We start from the raw sequence: 19,495 nt of genomic DNA on the forward strand, positions 1-19,495 counted from the left end.
CGCAACTAAAAGGCTCTCTTCAACGACTCACTCCGTCTCGGTCTTGTACACGCTCATCCCGCGCGCCTGATAGTTGGCGAGCGCGCCGGGGTGATCGAGGGTGCAGGTATGTACCCAGACCCGCCGGGTCTGCTCCGGGTTCCAGTCCCAGGCGGAGCGCAGGGCGTGGCTCAGCAGGTAGCCGCCGAAACCCCTGCCGACATAGCGGGGCGCCAGACCGAAGTAGGCGATCTGAATGTTGCCTTGCGGTTGCTGTTCCAGTTCGTAGTAGCCGGCGATGGAGCCGCGCTCGTAGGCCACCCAGGTGCGCAGCTGCTCCCGTTCCGCATACCGGCGCCACTCCGCATCCGGCAGGGAGAGTTTGTCCACCCACTGCCAGGGTTCGCCAACCAGCTGGTACAGGTAGCGGTTGAAGCGAAATTCTTTCTGTTCGGCCTCCATAACGACCAAGCCCTCGGGCTGGGGTTTTTCCCGCAACTGATGCGCGGCGGTCATTTCCAGATAATAAGTGGTTACCGGGGCTGTGTTGTCCATACCTCTCCCTCATGCTGGCCCGTGGCGCGCTTCTGCAGGTTTAAATCACTGGCCAGGAAACGCTGTCGCAGGTGCCGCGACAGGGCATCCGCGCTCAGGGTCAGTATGGCACTGACGGCGATCAGCAGCAGTGCCACGTCAAAGCGCAGGAATTCAAACGCGGAGTCGATATAAAAGCCGAGGGTCGGGATGCCGAGGATGCCCAGCATGGCGGTTTCGCGGATGATGATTTCCCAGCGGTAAAAACAGTAGGCGAGAAAGCGCTGGTAGAGCGTGGGTATATAAAAATAGGTGAAGCGGCACAGTGGGCCGGACTCCATCACCGCTGGTGCCAGCTCGTCGCTGTGGCGGCCGAGAAGGTGGCCGATGATGGCGCCGTTATGCAGGGTCATGGCGAGGATGGCCGGCAGCATGGAAGGCCCCAGCACGATCAGGAAAATAAAGTTGAGCAGGTATTCCGGCAGTGAGCGCAGCACCAGTAACAAGCCGTCGCCCATCCGCCGGTGCCAGCCGGCAACAAAGTGCCGGGAGTTGAGGGTGGAGGCGAGCAGTGCCAGCAGACCCGTCAGCACCAGTACTATCTGCGCCAGCAGGATGGTGTTGCCCAGGCCGTTGCCGACCTGCTCCCCCAGCCACAGCAGCCAGCGCTGGGTTTTCTCCAGCCCCCAGTCCTCGCGCAACGGCGCCGGGATGCAGTCGCGCAGAAATTGCTGCAGGTTGTCGCCGCTCCATTCGGCGGACAGGGGTCTGACGAGGAAAGACAGCGGCACCAGCAGCCACAGCAGTTTTGCCCGGAACCAGAAGCGCAGTGAATAAAGCAGCGCGAGCAGGGTGAACAGCATGGCGCTGGCCGCCGAGTAGTCTCCGCTGCGCAGCGCGGTTTCGAGGTGAAAGCCGATGGTGGGCAGCCCGATAAAGCCCAGCACCACCGAGGTGCGGATGGCGCACTCCATGCGGTAGGCGGTGTAGTTGCCCATGGCGTGCAGCGCCAGCGGCAGCCGGGTATAGAAAAAATGGCTCAGGCGCCCTCCCCGGGGTTGTTCCACGGCGCGGGCGGGGCGGGAGTCCACTTCCTCCAACTGCTCGCCAAAAACCTTGGCCATGGTGCCGCTGAAGGGCAGCACGATGGCGAGCACCCCGGCGAGGGTGGATATGCCGAAGACCTGGATAAAGATCAGCGCCCAGAACACCTCGTGCACGGAGCGCAGGGCGGCGGCGACAAACCTAACGCCGGCGCGGTGATAGTAAGCGGCAAAAACAAAACCCAGCGCGGTGGCGAGCGAGACCCCCTGCAGTGAGAAAGTGACGGTGTAGGTCACCGCCTCCAGCCACTGCCCCCAGTCATTTACCCGTGGGGTCAGCAGGCCCTGCCCCATCAGTGCCAGCTCGTGTGCGGGACTGCGGGTGCTGATGCCGATATCGGCAAACGCCATACAGCCGAGGGCGATGAGCGCAAAATAGAAAGTGAGTTTGCGCAGGCTGCGGCTCTGGCTGAGAAAACCGGTTGCGGCGGTCATTGGTACAGGCGCTGAATCGCGTCGGCGTCCGCGTCACTGGCGGGGCAATCGAACAGCAGCTGTCCGCCTTTCAGGCCGATGATGCGGTCGCACAGCTCCAGCGCCAGGGGCGCGTTGTGCAATGCGATGACGCTGCTGTGGTGGGCGTTCAGCAGCAGCTGCAGTATTGCCCGGCCCTGTACCCGGTCGAGGGCCGATACGGGCTCGTCCGCCAGCAGCACATCCCTGCGCTGATAGAGCGCGCGGGCGATGGCGGTGCGCTGCTGCTGGCCGCCGGAGAGTTCGGCGCTCTTGCGCCACAGCAGGTCGTCGATGCCGAGGGGGGCCGCCAGCGCGGCGATCTCTTCCCTGAAGCGCGGCGCCGGCAGCAGCAGGTTTCTGAGGTTGACCAGAGCGGAGTGGCGCGCCAGTGCGCCGGAGAAAATATTGTGAAAGACCTTGAGTTGCGGCACCAGGCTGGGGTCCTGCGGACACCAGCTGGCGCGCTGTGGCAGTTGCCGGCGCAGGTGGCGCAGCAGGGTGCTTTTGCCGGAACCGCTTTTGCCGAGCACGGCGACGCGCTCCCCGGCGCGGATGCGGAGGTGGTCGATGTTCAGCGCCAGCTGTTCGGGCTCGCCGCGGCCTTGGCCGGGGTAGCTCAGCCGGCACTGCTCCAGCTCAAGCAGGACGGTCATCAGAACTCGTCGAGCAGGCCGATGGATCTGGCGGTGTCTTCGATGGCCTGGTAGTCGCCGTTGCTGGCGGGCACGAAGCGCGAGCGCGGGAAGCTCTGCAGGATGGATTCGTCCTCCAGCTTCAGCAGCGCCTCGGTGACTTTTTGCTGAAAGCCGGCGCCGAACTGCCGGTCCAGATCCCCGCGCACGGTCCACTGATAGTCGGGATAGCTTGGGGTGGTCCAGATCACCGAAACCAGGTCCGTATCCACCGCGCCACTGGCGACGGCCTTGTCCCATACCGCATAGTTGACCGCGCCCACCTCATAAGCGCCGGATTGCACCAGGGCGATGGTGCGGCTGTGGTCGCCGCTGAAGCCGACCCGTGAAAACACATCTTCGGGGGCCTGCTTGAAGGTCTCGCGAATATGGTATTCCGGCATCAGGCGGCCGGAGGTGGAACCCTTGGAGCCGAAGGTGAAAGTCTTGCCGGCGATGTCCCGGGGAAGCTCCGCCGCCGGCGCGATGTCGGCGGCGCGGTGGGCGATAAACAGGGTTTTGAAAAACTGGTCCTCATGGCCCTGGGCGATGGCCACGGAGCCGGGCACCGCGCGCCGCGCCTGCACTCCGGAGAGGCCGCCGAACCATGCCAGCTGTACCTGACTGTTGCGAAACGCGGTGATGGCGGCGGGGTAGCTTTTCACCGGAATGTATTGCACCGCCACGTCCAGCTCTGCGGCGAGGTAATCGGCAACCTGCTGGAAGCGCCGCACCAGCTCGGCCTCGTTCTGGTCGGGGATGGCGGTGAAGGTAAAGTGCGGGCGCTGGTTTGCGGTACTGTCGTCGCCGGGCGCGGCGGCGCTGTGAAAACTGTAAAGGGATGCGAGCAGGGTCAGTGCCACAGACAGGAGACGCATTGGGAATATCCTTATTGGTGTTAGAGCCTGCTGGTCTTCAGGCCCGCCCCGCAGGCGGCTGTGGCCCGGGAGCTGTGGGGTTGTTGCAGTTGTTTTTAGTTGGCGGTTTTGAGCGGGCTGCTTTCAGTCGATCCGAGTCGCTGCGAGTCGCTTTCCGTTGTGCGGTCCTGCGAGCGCGCGGCTTCCTGAATCGCGCTGCCTGTCGGGCCGCGTTGACCTCGAAGCCGCGCTGCTCTCGAAGCCGCTTAGCTCTTGAAGCCGCGTTGCTCTCGAAGCCGCATTGCTTTCCGAACCGTTAGCGCTGGGAGCCTAAAGTCCTCTATGTGCTCTATGTCCTCTATGTCCTCTATGTGCTCTATGCCCTCTGCGCTGTATGGCCGCGCACGCAGCGCTTTGTAGCCCAGCGCCGGGGATTTTACAAATCCTCCCTGTGCCGGGTCTGCGGCTGCGGTCTCGGCGCAGCAAAAATCCGCGCGCGCAACGCCTATCCATCGCCGGTGCGCTGAACCCTCACTGGGGCTTGCCCGGTATTGGGGCCGTTATCCGTTGTGGAGGTGTCGGTCAGGCGTTGGCGCCGCCGTCGATCAGCATGGCGCTGCCGGTAATCTGCCGGGCCTCGTCGGCGCAGAGGAAATAGCAGTAGGCGGCCACCTCGTCGGGGCGCGTGATGCGCCCGGTGGGCACGGCGGCATGATTCTCGGCCATGGCCTCGGCGTAGGCCACGCCGCGCTGGCGGGCTTCCTTCTCCAGCATGGGGGTGTCCACATCCCCGGGGCAGATGGCGTTGATGGTGACGCCATCGGCGGCGTGATCCAGCGCCATGGATTTGCTCAGCATCACCAGCGCGCCCTTGCTCGCGCAATAGGCGGCGGCCTGCGGTCCGCCGTGCAGTCCCCAGTCGGAGGCGATATTGACGATGCTGCCGCGGCTGGCGATCAGGTGGGGCATGGCGGCGCGGGAGAGATAAAAGGGCGCGTCCAAGTTGGTGGCCATGGTCTGCCGCCACTCGGCGTCGCTGGTGGTGGGCGCGGTTTTGCGAAAGATAATGCCCGCGCAATTGATCAGTGCATCCAGGCGACCGAAACGGGCGAGGGTTTCCGCCACCAGCGCGGCGCAGGCTGCGCTGTCGCCCAGATCGCCGGCCAGGGTGGCGCTCGCCGCCAGCGGCGCGGCGATGGCGCGCAGGCGCTCTGCGTCGCGCCCGGCCAGCATCACGCGCCAGTTCTCGCGCGCAAAGCGCTGCGCGATGGCCTGGCCGATACCTGAGCTGGCGCCGGTCACGAGAACGACCCGGGAGCCTGTTGCTGTCATGGTGTTTCCTTGTGTTCTGTCATCGGTGGCCAGTTGGCCCCGGGGCGGCAGCGCCGCTCCTGTTCAGGGGTGGATTATCAGGGCTTTTAAAAACAGCTGCACCGCCGGGTGCTCGGCGGCGCTGCGCTTGTAGGTGGCGGCGTTCTGGATCTGGTAGTGGAAGCGCTCCGGGCACAGCGCCACCAGCTGGCCGCTGCCCACATAGCGCTCGGCCAGATACTCGGGCAAAAAACCCACAAAGCGGCCCGACAGCAGCATCGCCAGCCGCGCCGCCATATGGTTGGCGGTGGATTTACGCGTGAACAGGCGGTACAGGTGAGCGGCACCAGAGAGCACCGCGTGACTGGGGGCGGCCAGCTCCTGCTCGGTGAGTAACTCCTCACTGACCTCCGGGGTGCTGGCCAGCGGGTGCTGGCGGCCGCAGTAGAGCCGCGACTGGTGCTGGAACAGGGGTTGGTACTCCAGCCCCGGCCGGTGCGAATGCAGGGGGTTGATGCCCACATCGGCGCGCCCGGCCAGTATTTCCAGCTCCAGCTCCTGCGGCGCCGCCAGCTGCACATCCAGCTGCAGCTGCGGGGCCCGCTGCCGCAGCCGGGCGATGGTGGTGGGCAGGTCCAGCTGTGGCATTTCCAGCGCATCGTCCGGCATCACAATGCGCAGGCTGCCGGTGAGCTGGGACTGGATGGCGTTGACCTGGCTCTTGAAGGCGGCCAGGTGGCCGTCCAGGTCGCCGATGGCCTGATACAGGGCCTCGCCCTCCGGGGTCAGCTTGAAATCCGAGCGCCCGCGGGAGCGCAGGCACAGCTGCATGCCGAGGCGCGCCTCCAGATCGGACAGGTGCAGGCTGATGGTTGAGCGGCTGATGTTCAGTGCCACTTCCGCCGGCGCCAGTCCGCCGGCGCGCACCACCTCGCGGAAAACCCGCAGCAGGCGCAGGTCCATATCGCTCACTCTGCCGCCAAGGGCGCTTTTTCCGCTCATTTCACTGCTCCTCGCCGCTATTGTGTCGCGGTTGGCCGCGCCAGATGGAGCTTAGGGTAAAGTTTGATAAAGGTAAATTTTAGTTGGAGAAAAATGACTATTCCCCGGCCCATGGCGGCTTCAGAATCGCGCCTGTTACGTTGAAAGCCAATAATTAAGGGGGCTTAAAGATGCAGTTGGCCGACACAGAATTGTTGAAAACCCAGAACTATGTTAACGGCGAGTGGCGCGATGCCGCCCAGCGCATCGCCGTGTGCGATCCGGCCAATGGCGCGCTGCTGGCGGAAATCGCCGATGGCAGCGCCCAGGATGCGCAGGAGGCGGTGCAGGCCGCCGCCGCCGCCTTCGACAGCTGGAAGAGCAAGACCGCCGCCGAGCGCGCGGCGGTGCTGAAGCGCTGGCACCAGCTGATTGTGGAAAACATCGATGACCTGGCGCGCATTCTCACCCTGGAGCAGGGCAAGCCGCTGGCGGAGGCCAGGGGGGAAATCCTCTACGGCGCCTCCTATATCGAGTGGTATGCGGAGGAGTGCCGCCGCGCCTACGGCCAGACGATCCCCACCCACAACCCGGATATGCGCCTGCAGACCATCCGCCAGCCGGTGGGGGTGGTGACCTGCATCACGCCGTGGAATTTCCCCAACGCCATGATCACCCGCAAGGCGGCCCCGGCGCTGGCGGCGGGCTGCACGGTAGTGATCAAGCCCGCCGGCGAGACGCCGCTGTCGGCGCTGGCGCTGTGCGAGCTGGCGGCGCGCGCCGGGCTGCCCGCCGGCACCATCAATATGGTGGTGGGATCAGACGCCGCAGCCCTCGGCCGGGTATTGACTCAGCACCCGCAGGTGGCCAAGTTCACCTTTACCGGCTCCACCGCGGTGGGCAAGATCCTGATGGCCCAGTGCGCCAGCGGGGTGAAAAAAATGTCCATGGAGCTGGGCGGCAATGCGCCCTTTATCGTCTTCGACGATGCGGATATGGAGACCGCAGTCAGCGCCTGTGTCGCCACCAAGTTCCGCAACGCCGGCCAGACCTGCGTGTCCACCAACCGCATTTATGTGCACGAGTCGGTACACGATGAGTTTGTGCAGAAGCTGAGCGCGGCGGTGGCCGAAATGAAAATTGGCCACGGCTGCGATGAAGGCGTGATCATCGGCCCGCTGATTCACCGCCGCGCCGCCGAGCGGGTGGCGGCGCTGGTGAAAGAAAGCGTCGACGCCGGGGCCAGGGTGGAAGTGGGCGGTGACTTTCTGCCCACCGGCGAAAACTACTTTGCGCCCACGGTGCTGACCGGCGTGACCGACGATATGCGCATCGCCCGCGAGGAGATTTTCGGGCCGCTGGCGCCGGTGCAGAAGTTCAGCGACGAGGACGACGTGATCCGCCGCGCCAATGACACCCCCTACGGTCTCGCCGCCTATGTGATGAGCGAGAGCATTCGCCGCGCCAACCGGGTGGTGGAGGCGCTGGACTACGGCATGGTGGCCTGCAACGCCGGTGTCTTCTCCACCACCGTGGCGCCCTTCGGCGGCAGCAAGGAGTCCGGCATCGGCCGCGAGGGCGGTGTCGAGGGCATGGCGGAGTTTTACGAAACCAAGTACTGCTGCTTCGGCGTCTGAAGCCGCCGCACAGCCCGGCGGCCCTGTGACCCGGTAGCTGCAAGCCCGCAGCGGCTGCAATACAGCGGGGCTGCCATACACTGAGAGATAACGGCGCATCGCAGCCGCGCCGACCGATAAGATCAAGGGAATACCCGGAGACAACATTATGTCCGACATGAAAACCGATGCCTTCTGGATGCCGTTTACCCCCAACCGCAGCTTCAAGGCGGCGCCGCGTATCGTCGAGCGCGCCGAGGGCATTTATCTGGTGGAGAAGGGCGGTCGCCAGATCATCGATGCCACCGCCGGCCTGTGGTGCAGCAATGCCGGCCACTGCCGCAGCGAGATCGCCGACGCCATCCACCAGCAGGCGAAGAAGCTGGATTACAGCTCGATCTTTAATTTCGGCCACGAGCTGAGCTTCGAGTACTCCGAGCGACTGGTAAAGCACACCCCCGATGGCCTCAACAAGGTGTTCTACGGCAACTCCGGTTCCGAGGCGGTGGAGAGCGCGCTGAAGATTGCCCTGCAGTACCAGCGCGCCCGCGGCAAGGGCAGCCGCACTATGTTTATCGGCCGCGAGAAGGGCTACCACGGCGTGAACTTCGGCGGTATTTCCGTGGGCGGCATCGCCCCCAATTACCAGACGTTTGGCCAGCCGGTGAAAGCCAACCATATGCGCCACACGCTGGATATCGAGCGCAACGCCTTCAGCCGCGGCCTGCCGGAGCACGGCGTCGAGCTGGCCGAGGACCTGGAGCGGCTGGTGGCCTTCCACGGTGCCGACCAGATCGCGGCGGTGATTATCGAGCCCTTCTCCGGTGCCGGCGGCGTGGTGCTGCCGCCGAAGGGCTACCTCAAGCGCATCCGCGAGATCTGCGACCAGCACGACCTGCTGCTGATTTTCGATGAGGTGATCTCCGGCTGGGGCCGCACCGGCTCCGCCTTCGCCTCCATCGAGTGGGACGTAACCCCGGACATGATGACCTCCGCCAAGGGCATCACCAACGCGGCGGTTCCGCTGGGCGCGGTGTTCGTGCAGGACCACATCTACAACACTGTGATGAATGCGGCACCGGAAGGCATGGTGGAGTTTTTCCACGGCTACACCTACTCCGCGCACCCGGTGGCCTGCGCGGCCGGCATGGCGACCCTGGACATCTACGAGCGCGAGGGTCTGCTGACCCGCGCCGCCGGCGCGATCGGCCAGCACTGGGAAAACGCCCTGCACAGCCTGGCGGACCTGGACAATGTGATCGATGTGCGCAACTACGGCCTGGTGGGCGCCATCGAGCTGCGCGCGCCGGCGGAACTGAAGGGCAAGTTCGGCGCCAAGGCCTCCGCCGCGGCCTGGGAGGCCGGGGTGATGGCGCGGGGCATCGGCGATGCCCTGTGCATGTCGCCGCCGCTGATCATCGAGGAGCACGAGATCGACATGATCGTCGACAGGCTGCGCACGGTGATCAAGTCTCTGGCGTAGAGGCGCCTCGGGGGCGGACCGGCTGGTCCGCCCTTATTCTCTTTCCTTTTTCTTTTGTAGTTCACTGCGCTCACTTCGCGGATCTGCCCTTGCCGACCCGCTGCCAGCTGCCGCTGTTACCTGCTGTCCTTTCCCGCCATCGTTTCCTGCTGTTCTTTCGAGGCGCCCCGCGTATCAGCCCTGCGCACCCGGTCTCTGTGGCGCCGCCGTCTACACTTGCGGTATCTGGGTCATATAACGCGGAGATCCCCCGATGCCTGCCGAACCCTATTCCCTGCCCACGCGGCCCGTCCTGTCGGTGCTGGCGGAAAACTGGTGGTTGCTGTTGCTGCGCGGGCTGGCCGCGATCCTGTTTGGCCTGCTGACGCTTATCTGGCCCGGGGTGACGCTGCTCACCCTGGTGCTGCTGTTCGGCCTCTACGCCCTGTTTGATGGCTTTACCTCCCTGTTTGCCGCGGTGCGGGGGCGGCATAAATCCACGCCCATGTGGTGGTTGATTGTGGCGGGGCTGGTCAGTGTGGCGGCGGGCATCGTCACCTTTATTCATCCCGAGCTGACCGGGCTGGTGCTGGTGCTGCTGATCGGCGCCTGGGCGCTGGTGCGGGGAGTGTTCGAGATTGTCGGCGCGGTGCGGCTGCGCAAAGAGCTGCGCGGCGAGTGGCTGCTGATCGCCGCGGGCCTGTTGTCGGTGGTGTTTGGCGTCGCCCTGCTGGTCAACCCGGAAGCCGGCGCGCTGGCGCTGGCATGGCTGATCGGGGCCTACGCCCTCATGCTCGGCTTCGCCCTGATCTGGCTCGCCCTGCGGGTGCGCAGACGCCTCAGTCAGCCGCCGCGCAGGGGCTAGGCGAGGGCCCCTCAAGGTGGGGTGGGAGTGGCCGGGCAGTCCGTAAAAGTCTGGCGAACGCCCGGTTCCCGTCTAAAATTGTTCTTTTTTTGACCAGTCAAAACCGGTAATGTGTGTCCTTCATCCTGGCCAGGGAGGGCGCGGTAAAAGCACATCCCGGTGGTCAGACTATGGTTTCCCGAGCGTTCGCCCTGTTGGCAGTTTGTTGCGGCTTCTTGCTCTCCGCCTGTAGCGTGCGGGAGCTGGCCGACGATACCTGGTACGAGGTGCACACCGGCAACTTCCGCATCGTCACCAATGGCAATCCCGAAGCCGTCGACACCCTCGCCCGCGATCTGGAGCGCTACCGTGCGGTGGCCCTCAATTTGCTGGGCACTAAAGAGCGGGGCAAGAAGCTCACCATCTATGCCGCCGCCGACCGGATCACCTATGCCGGGCTGGTGGGGCCGGAACTGGCCGAGATCACCAACGGCCTGTTCGACACCACCGCCGAGGGCAGTTACGCCCTGGTGAACCTGGATGGCCGCAGCGGCGAGCGCCAGCTGCAGGCGCGGGAATTCCTGTTCCACGAGTACACCCACTACCTGAGCTACCACGGCAACACCCTGCACTACCCCTACTGGTACAGCGAGGGCTTTGCCGAATTCATGTCCACCATGACGTTTCCCCGCCCCGGCCACTACCAGCTGGGCGCCATTCCGCAGGAGCGGGCGCTGACGCTCATCTATACCGAGCCGCTGCCGCTGGAGACGCTGCTGCGCGCAACCGTCATGAACACCCCGGACGAGGACAAAGGCCGCGTGTATGCCAGCGGCTGGATGCTGACGCACTGGCTGCTGATGGAGAGCGGCCGGGTGGATCAGCTGCGGGATTACCTCAAGGCCTACAACCGCGGCGAAGATCCCGTCGCAGCACTGGAAAAAACCTTCGGCGTAACCCTGCAGCAGGTGGCGGGGCGCTATAACGCGCTGTTTCAGGAGGGGGATTTCGACATGGTGGCAGGCCGGGTGCCCGCATCCTTCGAGGAAGCCACCCCGCACCTGCGCCCGCTGTCGCCGCGCAGTGCCGTGGCGGAAGTCGCGCGCTTTCTGGTGATGTCCGGCTACCACCCCGGCGGGCTGGGCGATTTACTCCAGTATGCGCAGGTCAAGGGGCTGGAGAGCCCGGAACTCACCGCAACCTATGCCGAGGCGGCGCTGCAGGCGGGCGATTTCGACTTTGCCGCGGACCTGCTTGCCAGCATTCCCGTGCCGGCGCGCGACAACGTCTGGTTCCAGAGAGTCGATGCCTGGCTGCAGTTGAACCGGCAGATGTACACAGCGGGCGAGGCGCGCGACCGCGAACAGCTGAAAGCGGCGCGAGACAAGTTCGTGCAGCTGGTGAATAAAGATGAGCAAACCGCTTCCCACTGGTACGGGCTGGCGGTCAGCATGGAGATGCTGGCCTACCCCCGCGACGAGTATCTGGAAATGCTGGAGCAGGCTTACCTGCGCGCCCCGCGCCAGGTGCATATCGCCCAGTGGCTGGCCATGGAGCTGTACCAGAAACAGGATGCGGATTATTTTGCCCGCGTGGCCCAGCCGCTGCTGATGGACCTGAACGACGAGGAGGAGTACCGGCAGATCAAGGATATGCTGGCGGAACTGCAGGAGCCGCAGAGGCCAGCTGGGCATGAACGGCCCGACGGGCGTGAAAACAAACAGGGCAAAGACATCCCCGCGCCAAACAAAGGCTAGTGGCGTTCCATCAGTCGAGTTGTGCCCCGCGCAAGGCCCCGCACTCAGGTGTGGGGCCTTTTTGTTGTGTTACCTTTAACCGGGAAAAATGCTTGGCCAGTGATAAGCGGTTAACCAGCGAGCAATAAGAAAGTACCGGGGAAAATGTCCGGGAAAGCACCTGGAAAAGTATCTGCAAATTTCTCGGATAAAAGAGAATGCAGAAAGTAGAAAGTAGAAAGTAGGAAGTAGGAAGCAGAGAAGAGCGCGAAAGAAAGGAGTCTTGCGCGCGATGTACCCCAAAGGCAATACAAATAAAAAGGAAGCCTGCTCATGATCGATCTGAAAACCTGGCGCGCCGCCGGCGAAACATTCAACTTCTCACAGCAGCCGATCTTCACCCGCAAGGGCGGGCGCGAAGGCGCGGCGCCGCTGCTGCTGATTCACGGTTACCCAACCTCCTCCTGGGACTGGAACAAAGTCTGGCCGGCCCTGGGCGAATGCTACGCGCTGTATACCCTCGACATGCTCGGCTTTGGGGACTCCGCCAAACCCCGCGACTGCGCCTACCGCATTGCCCAGCAGGCGGACCTTATCGAGGCCTGGCTCTCCAGCCAGGGATTGCGGGAATACCATATCCTCGCGCACGACTATGGCGATACCGTCGCCCAGGAACTGATGGCGCGGGACAACCTCAGGCGGGCGAGTAAAACCGCCGGCGGCTGTCGGCTGCGCATCGCCAGTGTCGCGCTGCTGAACGGTGGCCTGTTCCCGGAAACCCACCGCGCCGCGCTGATACAGAAATTGCTGCTGTCGCCACTGGGGCCACTGGTTGCCCGCTTCACCACCAAGGAGCGGATGGCGGCCAATCTGAGGGCCATTTTTGGCGCACAGACGCCGCCCTCGCAGGAGGAGATAGACGGCTTCTGGGAGCTGATTTGCCAGAATAATGGCAAGCGGGCGCTGCAGCGCCTGATCAACTACATGACCCAGCGCAAGCAAAACCGCAGCCGCTGGGTGGGCGCCCTGCAACAGAGTCCGGTGCCGATCAAACTGATTAATGGCAGCGTCGATCCGGTCTCCGGTGCCCACATGGTGGAACGCTATCGCGAGCTGGTGGCCAATGCCGATGTCACCGCGCTGGCGAATATCGGCCACTACCCGCAGGTGGAGGCACCGCAGGCGGTTGTGGATGCCTATCTCTGTTTCAGGGCGGCACAGCAGCGCGCCGCCAACGGAGCGCGCCGGCAGGCGGCACCGGTGGAATCCTGATACTCACTGTGCCGGTTGATGCTGCGCTGGCTCGCCGGCTAATGCCCAGTCTCGTTTGAGGCGGGGCGGGGGCTAGCGTGCCAGCGGGCCTATCTCCTGCTCGCTCTCCTGCGCGCCCTCCAGCGCCTCGCCTGACATTAACGGGCGATCAGTGGGGGCAATAAAGTTATCTACATAGGCTTCCTCAAACCGGCTGCTGTCTTGCAGCAGGGCGAGGTTGTGTAGTGCCATGGCGTCCCCGGGATTGAGGTTGAGGGCGTGGGTAAAACTCTGCTGGGCAAGCGTCGTATCACCTATACGTCGATAGAGAGTGCCGAGGCTGACCCACAGCGTACTGTCATCATAGTCCCGCTCGATGGCATGGCGTATATGTACAAAAGCCTGTTCCAGCTCACCGCGCAACATGGCTTCTATCGCCAGATTGTTGAGATAGAGGGATTTTGCCTTTCGATCACTCAAAAGATTCAGGTCTTTACCCCGGTAAATTCTGTAATCCTGTTCGACGATGAAAGCCCCTTCACTGACCATGACAACGGCATTGATATGCGAGATTCGTTGGCGAAAGCGCACTCCGGACTCCGACTCTGCCACCTGTGTACCGGCATTGCGACTGCTCTGGTTGAGGTGGGCCTCTAATCCCAGATGGCGGGCCATGGCAACGATCATGGCCGCGTGAGAGATACAATTGCCCTTTTGCAGGGAAAACGCCTCAGAAGCCGAGGTGGTATGGTTCAGGTCATACTGCAGATAGAAATTGCGCTTTTTCAGGTCGTCGATAACAGAATTCATGCGCTGAGTAGAGGTGTAACCTTTGGCCGCAGATTGCAGGTAGCGGCGCATTTCTGGGCTTAACGCGAAAAGGTTTTTTCCCGTTGTGCTGCACTGTTCACCTTTCGATTCCCTATGCCCGTCTCCGCTGAATATCATCGGCGTCTGCAGTAGTTCCGCGGGTTCAATACCCGCCTCCCGGCTTGCCTTAACCGCTGAGTGTGATGCGCAGCCAAGCTGCAGCAGAAGCGTGACTACAATAAAAGTCCGTAACATGTTGATTCTTCCCTGGGGTATTTCTGAAAGCACTCTTGCCGAACGGGAATAACCGCATCTGTCAACTGATTGTCAGATGCACCGTTCAGCAAAAAAACGAAAAACAAAAAACGAAAGGCGTCTATCGCAGGTCGGTAATGTGGGGCCGAAACAATAAACAAACGAGAGAAAGCGAAAGCAAAATGAAGTTCAGAAGAAAGACAAGTGCGATCAGTTCAACTCTTCGCAAGAGTTCATCAAAGATTTTTAGACATGAATGATCTTCACTCTGTCGGGTCTGCCCTGAGGCGCGCTATGACACATTATGCCCCCTCATCTGGCAAGAGTAGACAGGCCACAAGGGTAGATTGCAGCGCCAAAAATATTGGAAATTGCAGAAATTCTTACTTAACAGGTAGAGCGTGAAGTGAAAGCGGCTGAACTCAATGCAGATAATGGGGCAAGACCAAAACAGAAGGGATTGCCTCTGCGGGATTATTTTTGCGCCAGCACTTGGCCCTTGGCGCTAGCCCCCCTTGGCGCTGAACTGGGGTTGGGTAGTGGCGGAAAGACCCGAGCAGCTGCCGGGTGGCGCGCAGGCCCGGCAGGGTACCGCATCAACAGGGCGGCGGGATGAATCGGAGCGCCAGCATAGTCAGCCCAGTCCCGGGCTGGATAGCGAGCGGGGCTACCTGGCCAGCAGTTGTATCTCAAGCCCATCGGTGGATATTGCCGCTAGATTAGCGCGGCCGTTCAGATTGTCGCTTGAACTGAAGTTATCCGCATAGGTCTCCTCAACCTGCATACTCTCCTGCAGCAGGGCGAGATTGTGTTGCGCAACCGCGTCCTCACCGTTGAGGTTGAGGGCGTGCGTGAAGCTCTGCTGGGCCAGCAGCGGGAAGCCCATGCGCCGGTGGATGGTGCCGAGGCCAACCCAGAGCGCGCTGGAATCGTCATCCAGCGCAATGGCATTGCGCATATAAACAAACGCCTGTTCCAGCTCATCCCGGAACATGGCTTCCATAGCCAGGTTGTTGAGATACAGGGATTTGGCTTTACGGTCGTCCAAGAGGTGCAGATTTTTACCGGGATAGATCTTGTTATCCTGCTCGATAATGTAAGCCCCATCGCCGGTCAGCAGCACAGCATTGATATGCGAGATATTCTGCCGAAAACGCACACCGGACTGAGATTCCGCAAGTTGCGAATTGACGTTGATGGCTCCCTGGTTGACGTAAGCCTCAAGACCCAGATAGCGGGCCATGGCAACAATCATCGCCGCGTGCGATACGCAGTTGCCCTGCTGCAGGGCAAACGCTTCGGCGGCGGAGGTGGTGCGGTTCAGGTCGTATTGCAGGTAGAAGCCGCGCGCCCTCATATCACGCAACACCGCGTTCATACGCTCAACAGCACTGCCGTCTTTCGCCGTTGAGCGCAGGTAGCGGCGCATCTCTGGGCTCAACTGCAGCAGTGCCGAGCCCTTTGCGTTCCATTCTTCGCTTTGCCATTGCTTGCTGCCTGCCCCTGTTCGCGCCGTTTCACCGGCAATTGTGGCTGGCAGCTGTAATAAAACTTTGGGTTCGATGCCCGCCTGCCGGCTGACCTTTACCGCATTGTGGGACGCGCAGCCAAATTGCAGCAGCAGCGTGAGCAAAATAAAAATCCGGATCATGCCGATTTCTCCCTGTTATATATCTGTAAGATCGCGGATCGGTGGGAAATAGTTGCAGCAAAGCGATGAATGCACCGTTATCAGGGATAAGCGGTGAATCGGAGCCGGCCGGAGCGGTGAAGTGAAGTCGTCGTGCGGTCAGTGGCAATCACGACAGCGTTATTCGATGATCTTTTGATATGAATTGACAGCGTCCCTTCTCTCTCTTTTCCTCTCCCTCTCTCCGTTTGACGGGTGGCGCAGCATGAAAACGCAAGCCCCATGCACATGACAAGACGCGGCCTGCTTTTGAAGTAGATATACGCGCCAGAAATGTGAGAGATTGCGGTGTGACCACCGTAATGCATTAATGGAAGCGAAGACGGTGCATGAATTCATCAAAGATATAGGTCGAAGCGTGAAGAAAGCGGAATCTCCGGTTTACCTCTTATTGTTGGTCCTACTGCTGGCACTGGGGGGCTGTGGAAAAGGTGGCGGCAATGATGGGGCGGAGAACAAGGCCGAAAAGCCGAATCTGCAGGGCGGTGTATCAACAGGGGCCGCGGCAGAAGCGGAGCCAGTGGCATTCAAAAACTACATAGAGAAGGGCGACCTCGCGGATATCCGCAAGCGGGGCACATTGCGCCTGCTGGCACCCGTCGGCATCAGCGAGGAATCGCTGCCGCGGGATGGTCTGCCCGGCAGCACCTGGCGTGAGCTGGCAGAAAAGTTCGCCCGCAGCCGTGGCCTGCAGCCACAGTGGGTTTATGTACAGAGTTTCGCCGACCTGATTCCCGCACTGCGGGAAGGCCGCGGAGACATCATCGCCATTAATTTTACCCGCACGAAACAGCGCGCAGAGCAAGTGGCATTCACCCGGCCACTGCAGTATGTCCGCGAACTGCTGGTGACCCGCACCGATGCGCAACGAGCGGAAAGCGGCCAGCCCGTGCAGGTTGCCCTGCGCCGCGGCAGCGCTTTCGCGCATGCGCTGGCTGGCGGAAGCGAAAACGCAGTGGCAACTGAGCAGGCGGGCCGGTTCGAGATACGCTACCTCGACGAGCCGGCTGATTACGACTCCCTGCTTGGCGGTGTTGCCTCAGGCAAATATCCCGCGACGGTTGTGGACAGCAACCTGGCCGATGCCCTGCTGCCTTTCTACCCCGAGCTGGCGGTCAGCGAAACGCTAAATTCCAAGCGGGCCATTGCCTGGGCCGTTCGCAAGCAGGCCCCCGTACTGGTGCAGTCCCTTAATGAGTTTCTTACCGGGGAGCACCTCATCGCCGAGCAAATGCAGGAGCGGCCGCTCAGGGACTGGGCACAGATCAAGGAAAGTCGCACGTTAAGAGTACTCACCCGCAACCATCCCGCCTCCTACTTTATGTGGAAGGGAGAGCTGATGGGCTTCGATTACGACCTGCTGAGGAAGTTTGCCGAGGAACAAGGCTTACGCCTGAGTATGGTGGTGCCGGGGCCTGATGTTGATCTGGGTGAAGCACTCAATGCCGGGCTCGGGGACATGATCGCCGCATCCCTCACGGTGACGGAAGCACGGCGGGAACAGGGCCTTAGCTTCACACGCCCTTATATGGAAGTTCAGGAACAGGTTATTGCGGCCAAAGCCGTCAATGGCGCCGACAACACGGATATCGCCGGCATGCTCACCGGGGCAAAGGTGGCAGTAAACCCGCTGACCAGCTATTACGACAACCTGGACCAGCTGGCGCTGCAACAGAATCAGCCACTGGAGATTGTCGCGGTAGAGGGGGCAACCACCGAATACTTGATCGAGGCCGTCGCCAATGGCGAGTATCCGTTTACCGTGGCTGACTCCCATCTGGTGGCAATCGAGCGTACCTATCGTGATGATTTCACCGTTATTGGTAACCTGGCCGGGAAACAGCAGATAGCCTGGGCGGTGCGCAACCAGCAGCCCGACTTGTTGAAAAAACTCAATGGTTTTCTCAACGCCAAGTATCGTGGGCTGTTTTTCAATGTCACCTACAACAAGTACTTTAAAGAAAGCAAACGCATTGAGGCGCCGTTACAGGAACGACTGCGCAGCGCCAGCAAGCTCTCCCCCTATGATCCCATCGTAAAAGAGTACGCCGCGAAAATGAATCGCGACTGGCGCATGATAGTGGCCCAGATGTACCAGGAAAGCCGTTTCGACCCGAAAGCACGCTCCTTTGCCGGCGCGCGGGGGCTCATGCAGGTATTGCCGCGTACCGCGCGGCAAATGGGTATCACCGACCTCTACCAACCAGAAAATAATATCCGCGCAGGGATCAGTTATCTGCAATGGCTGGAAGACCGTTTTCCCAAGCGCCTGGAGTTTGACGAGCGCATCTATTTCACGCTGGCGGCCTACAACGCCGGTCACGGGCATGTAAGGGATGCGCGTAAACTGGCGCAAAGCCTGGGCAAAGACCCGGATCGCTGGTTCGGCAACGTAGAAGAAGCCATGCTGCTGTTGAGCAAGCCTGAGTATTACCGCAAGGCCCGCTTCGGTTATGTGCGCGGCCGAGAGCCAGTGAATTACGTGCGCGAGATTCGCAACCGCTACCTCGGCTACCTGTCCGTAGCCCGCAAGGAACGGCTGGAGAATCAGCCTCAGTGAGCCTCATGTTAGAGCGCTCTGCCGGGCAAGAAACGGGGCTGTGCGAAAGAGTGACCAACCAGCGATCGCCCTGCAGTAGCCGGTACTGCTGACAGCAAAGAAAAGGCGGCTGTGAATAGCGAAGCAGTCGCCGACAAACCAAAAAATGAGAAATCGCAACAATTAGAAGGCAAAAAAATAGAAATGAAAAAATAGAAGTGACAAAAATTGGAAGTAAAGAAATAAAAATTGTTAAAGTCAGAATCAAAGAAAACTGAGTAGAGTGCGGTTCCTCAGGGACTGCTCAATACTCCTTCAAAAAGCCAGCTGTAAACCAGCGGCAACCCTTTCCTAGCCTCTTAATCATCTGAGCCAGCATGTTTTTTGCCGGGCACGCCAGTATGGTGTGTCGCGAGAGAGCTCACACTGGCTGAAACAGTTCTGTGATAAACCAGCTGTTACAAACCTATAAAACTGAGAACCCACAGAGCAAGCCAGACCAGACTGGCCGCTATTGTGCGTGGATACCAGTACCAAGCAGCGATGCGTGAATCGAAACTGTCGATCATGTACTGCAAGCGAGCTGAAGAGCATGATTCCCCGGGAAAACGGTCGCTACGACGGTGATTGTGGAAAATCAGCTAGTAATTAGGGAAAAAGCTTATAAATCAGTTGGTTAGATAAGGGGTCATGGCCGATGGATAGTCGTCGTGACGACCGATATTCCTGTCGCTGTAATGCCATGAAATTCGGCGTAGCCTTGACCAGCCGGGGCTTTCAGAGCATTCTGGCGGGAAATCTATTTTGAGATATGCGTCGTGGGGATATCAGTCCTGACGACTACGATACAAATGTTAAGCGTAAGGAAATCATGAAGAAATTAGCTCTAGCATTAGTTATGTCGGTTCTTGCAGGTTGTGCAGCTATGGAGCCAAAAGTGTCGGGTATTACTGCTATTAATTTTAATAGTGAGCCTGGTCCTGTCGTCAAAGTTGCTCCCCGTTACCCTAATGCTGCTTTAGCACAAGGTTTGGAAGGTAATATAAGCATGAGTTTTGTTGTGGGTGAAGATGGAAAGCCAAAAGATATTAAGGTAATTGAGTCTGTTGGTGAGCCACTTGAAAGTGCTGCTTTACGTGCACTGGAAAAGGCGTTCTATCTACCAAAACATAGCGGGAAGTCTGTCACTTCGGTTGCAGAGTTCACGCTTAACAAGTAAAGGCACCCGACATCAAAACCGCCGCTTCGCTCTGGTTTTGCTGCCGGTGCTTTAGGCGTTATGTTGCCGGTCGGTAAAAATTATCGTCGGTGCCTGCGGGTAATTTTTCGCACTGGTTTAGCGTCCGGCATTGAGCAGCTTTGCCATTCCGGGATCAAGCAGTTTCGCTTCTAGAGCGTTC

Annotated in this window: 16 protein-coding genes; 8 read left to right on the forward strand and 8 right to left on the reverse strand. The window is 60.9% G+C overall.

The features are described 5' to 3' along the window. Positions 1-27 precede the first annotated feature (27 nt). Genes ABEA58_RS13470 through ABEA58_RS13485 form a run of 4 tightly spaced genes read right to left on the reverse strand, consistent with a single transcriptional unit; the run spans position 28 to position 3,621 of the window. Positions 28-534: a GNAT family N-acetyltransferase gene (locus ABEA58_RS13470; RefSeq protein ID WP_345552289.1), complete on the reverse strand. Its 507-nt coding sequence runs from the start codon at positions 532-534 to the stop codon at positions 28-30. Beyond that, positions 513-2,051, reverse strand: a complete 1,539-nt coding sequence (locus tag ABEA58_RS13475) for a PhnE/PtxC family ABC transporter permease (RefSeq protein ID WP_345552291.1) — start codon at positions 2,049-2,051, stop codon at positions 513-515. Before ABEA58_RS13475 ends, ABEA58_RS13470 begins: the two co-directional genes overlap by 22 nt. Further along, complete coding sequence (locus ABEA58_RS13480; RefSeq protein WP_345552293.1) at positions 2,048-2,725, reverse strand: ATP-binding cassette domain-containing protein; 678 nt, start codon at positions 2,723-2,725, stop codon at positions 2,048-2,050. The genes ABEA58_RS13475 and ABEA58_RS13480 overlap by 4 nt, the downstream gene beginning before the upstream one ends. Next, positions 2,725-3,621, reverse strand: a complete 897-nt coding sequence (locus ABEA58_RS13485) for a putative selenate ABC transporter substrate-binding protein (protein WP_345552295.1) — start codon at positions 3,619-3,621, stop codon at positions 2,725-2,727. Before ABEA58_RS13485 ends, ABEA58_RS13480 begins: the two co-directional genes overlap by 1 nt. A gap of 323 nt (positions 3,622-3,944) precedes the next feature. Here ABEA58_RS13485 and ABEA58_RS13490 point away from each other — a divergent pair, with 323 nt between their 5' ends. Beyond that, positions 3,945-4,127 carry a hypothetical protein gene (locus ABEA58_RS13490; RefSeq protein WP_345552297.1) on the forward strand — a complete coding sequence of 61 codons (183 nt, stop codon included), beginning with the start codon at positions 3,945-3,947 and terminating at the stop codon, positions 4,125-4,127. Positions 4,128-4,182: 55 nt separating this feature from the next. Here the strand turns inward: ABEA58_RS13490 and ABEA58_RS13495 are convergent, their stop codons facing one another. Then, positions 4,183-4,932, reverse strand: coding sequence for an SDR family NAD(P)-dependent oxidoreductase (locus ABEA58_RS13495; protein ID WP_345552298.1), 750 nt, complete (start codon positions 4,930-4,932; stop codon positions 4,183-4,185). Positions 4,933-4,995: 63 nt separating this feature from the next. Continuing rightward, complete coding sequence (locus tag ABEA58_RS13500) at positions 4,996-5,913, reverse strand: LysR family transcriptional regulator (protein ID WP_345552300.1); 918 nt, start codon at positions 5,911-5,913, stop codon at positions 4,996-4,998. Between the two features lie 170 nt (positions 5,914-6,083). Between ABEA58_RS13500 and ABEA58_RS13505 the strand changes: the two genes are divergently transcribed. The 5 genes from ABEA58_RS13505 (at position 6,084) to ABEA58_RS13525 (ending at position 12,822) form a co-directional block, all read left to right on the forward strand. Next, on the forward strand, positions 6,084-7,529 hold the full coding sequence (locus ABEA58_RS13505; RefSeq protein ID WP_345552303.1) for an NAD-dependent succinate-semialdehyde dehydrogenase: 1,446 nt from the start codon (positions 6,084-6,086) through the stop codon (positions 7,527-7,529). Positions 7,530-7,677: 148 nt separating this feature from the next. After that, entirely contained in the window at positions 7,678-8,991 is a 1,314-nt protein-coding gene (aptA, locus tag ABEA58_RS13510; protein ID WP_345552305.1) for an omega-aminotransferase AptA, read from the forward strand. A 253-nt stretch (positions 8,992-9,244) separates the two neighbouring features. Further along, positions 9,245-9,835 carry an HdeD family acid-resistance protein gene (locus tag ABEA58_RS13515; RefSeq protein WP_345552307.1) on the forward strand — a complete coding sequence of 197 codons (591 nt, stop codon included), beginning with the start codon at positions 9,245-9,247 and terminating at the stop codon, positions 9,833-9,835. Between the two features lie 113 nt (positions 9,836-9,948). Continuing rightward, positions 9,949-11,571 (forward strand): collagenase, encoded by a 1,623-nt coding sequence (locus ABEA58_RS13520; protein ID WP_345552309.1) that lies wholly within the window; start codon positions 9,949-9,951, stop codon positions 11,569-11,571. Between the two features lie 312 nt (positions 11,572-11,883). Then, on the forward strand, positions 11,884-12,822 hold the full coding sequence (locus ABEA58_RS13525) for an alpha/beta fold hydrolase (RefSeq protein ID WP_345552311.1): 939 nt from the start codon (positions 11,884-11,886) through the stop codon (positions 12,820-12,822). A gap of 72 nt (positions 12,823-12,894) precedes the next feature. On the opposite strand, the gene ABEA58_RS13530 is transcribed toward ABEA58_RS13525, so the two are convergent. Beyond that, complete coding sequence (locus ABEA58_RS13530; protein WP_345552313.1) at positions 12,895-13,662, reverse strand: transglutaminase domain-containing protein; 768 nt, start codon at positions 13,660-13,662, stop codon at positions 12,895-12,897. An 871-nt stretch (positions 13,663-14,533) separates the two neighbouring features. Continuing rightward, positions 14,534-15,517, reverse strand: coding sequence for a transglutaminase domain-containing protein (locus ABEA58_RS13535; RefSeq protein WP_345552315.1), 984 nt, complete (start codon positions 15,515-15,517; stop codon positions 14,534-14,536). A 559-nt stretch (positions 15,518-16,076) separates the two neighbouring features. Between ABEA58_RS13535 and ABEA58_RS13540 the strand changes: the two genes are divergently transcribed. Both ABEA58_RS13540 and ABEA58_RS13545 read left to right on the forward strand, forming a co-directional pair. Then, complete coding sequence (locus tag ABEA58_RS13540) at positions 16,077-18,116, forward strand: MltF family protein (RefSeq protein WP_345552317.1); 2,040 nt, start codon at positions 16,077-16,079, stop codon at positions 18,114-18,116. Positions 18,117-18,966: 850 nt separating this feature from the next. Then, positions 18,967-19,314 (forward strand): energy transducer TonB, encoded by a 348-nt coding sequence (locus ABEA58_RS13545; protein ID WP_345552318.1) that lies wholly within the window; start codon positions 18,967-18,969, stop codon positions 19,312-19,314. Positions 19,315-19,495: the final 181 nt, after the last annotated feature.

The sequence above is a fragment of the Microbulbifer aestuariivivens genome, from assembly GCF_039545115.1.
In the GTDB taxonomy this organism is placed as follows: domain Bacteria; phylum Pseudomonadota; class Gammaproteobacteria; order Pseudomonadales; family Cellvibrionaceae; genus Microbulbifer; species Microbulbifer aestuariivivens.

What these genes read in the sequence shown, in the direction of transcription:
- ABEA58_RS13470 (WP_345552289.1), bottom strand. Translation starts at nt 534, where the DNA reads ATGGACAACACAGCCCCGGTAACCACTTATTATCTGGAAATGACCGCC.
- ABEA58_RS13475 (WP_345552291.1), bottom strand. Translation starts at nt 2,051, where the DNA reads ATGACCGCCGCAACCGGTTTTCTCAGCCAGAGCCGCAGCCTGCGCAAA.
- ABEA58_RS13480 (WP_345552293.1), bottom strand. Translation starts at nt 2,725, where the DNA reads ATGACCGTCCTGCTTGAGCTGGAGCAGTGCCGGCTGAGCTACCCCGGC.
- ABEA58_RS13485 (WP_345552295.1), bottom strand. Translation starts at nt 3,621, where the DNA reads ATGCGTCTCCTGTCTGTGGCACTGACCCTGCTCGCATCCCTTTACAGT.
- ABEA58_RS13495 (WP_345552298.1), bottom strand. Translation starts at nt 4,932, where the DNA reads ATGACAGCAACAGGCTCCCGGGTCGTTCTCGTGACCGGCGCCAGCTCA.
- ABEA58_RS13500 (WP_345552300.1), bottom strand. Translation starts at nt 5,913, where the DNA reads ATGAGCGGAAAAAGCGCCCTTGGCGGCAGAGTGAGCGATATGGACCTG.
- ABEA58_RS13505 (WP_345552303.1), top strand. Translation starts at nt 6,084, where the DNA reads ATGCAGTTGGCCGACACAGAATTGTTGAAAACCCAGAACTATGTTAAC.
- aptA (WP_345552305.1), top strand. Translation starts at nt 7,678, where the DNA reads ATGTCCGACATGAAAACCGATGCCTTCTGGATGCCGTTTACCCCCAAC.
- ABEA58_RS13515 (WP_345552307.1), top strand. Translation starts at nt 9,245, where the DNA reads ATGCCTGCCGAACCCTATTCCCTGCCCACGCGGCCCGTCCTGTCGGTG.
- ABEA58_RS13525 (WP_345552311.1), top strand. Translation starts at nt 11,884, where the DNA reads ATGATCGATCTGAAAACCTGGCGCGCCGCCGGCGAAACATTCAACTTC.
- ABEA58_RS13530 (WP_345552313.1), bottom strand. Translation starts at nt 13,662, where the DNA reads ATGCGCCGCTACCTGCAATCTGCGGCCAAAGGTTACACCTCTACTCAG.
- ABEA58_RS13535 (WP_345552315.1), bottom strand. Translation starts at nt 15,517, where the DNA reads ATGATCCGGATTTTTATTTTGCTCACGCTGCTGCTGCAATTTGGCTGC.
- ABEA58_RS13545 (WP_345552318.1), top strand. Translation starts at nt 18,967, where the DNA reads ATGAAGAAATTAGCTCTAGCATTAGTTATGTCGGTTCTTGCAGGTTGT.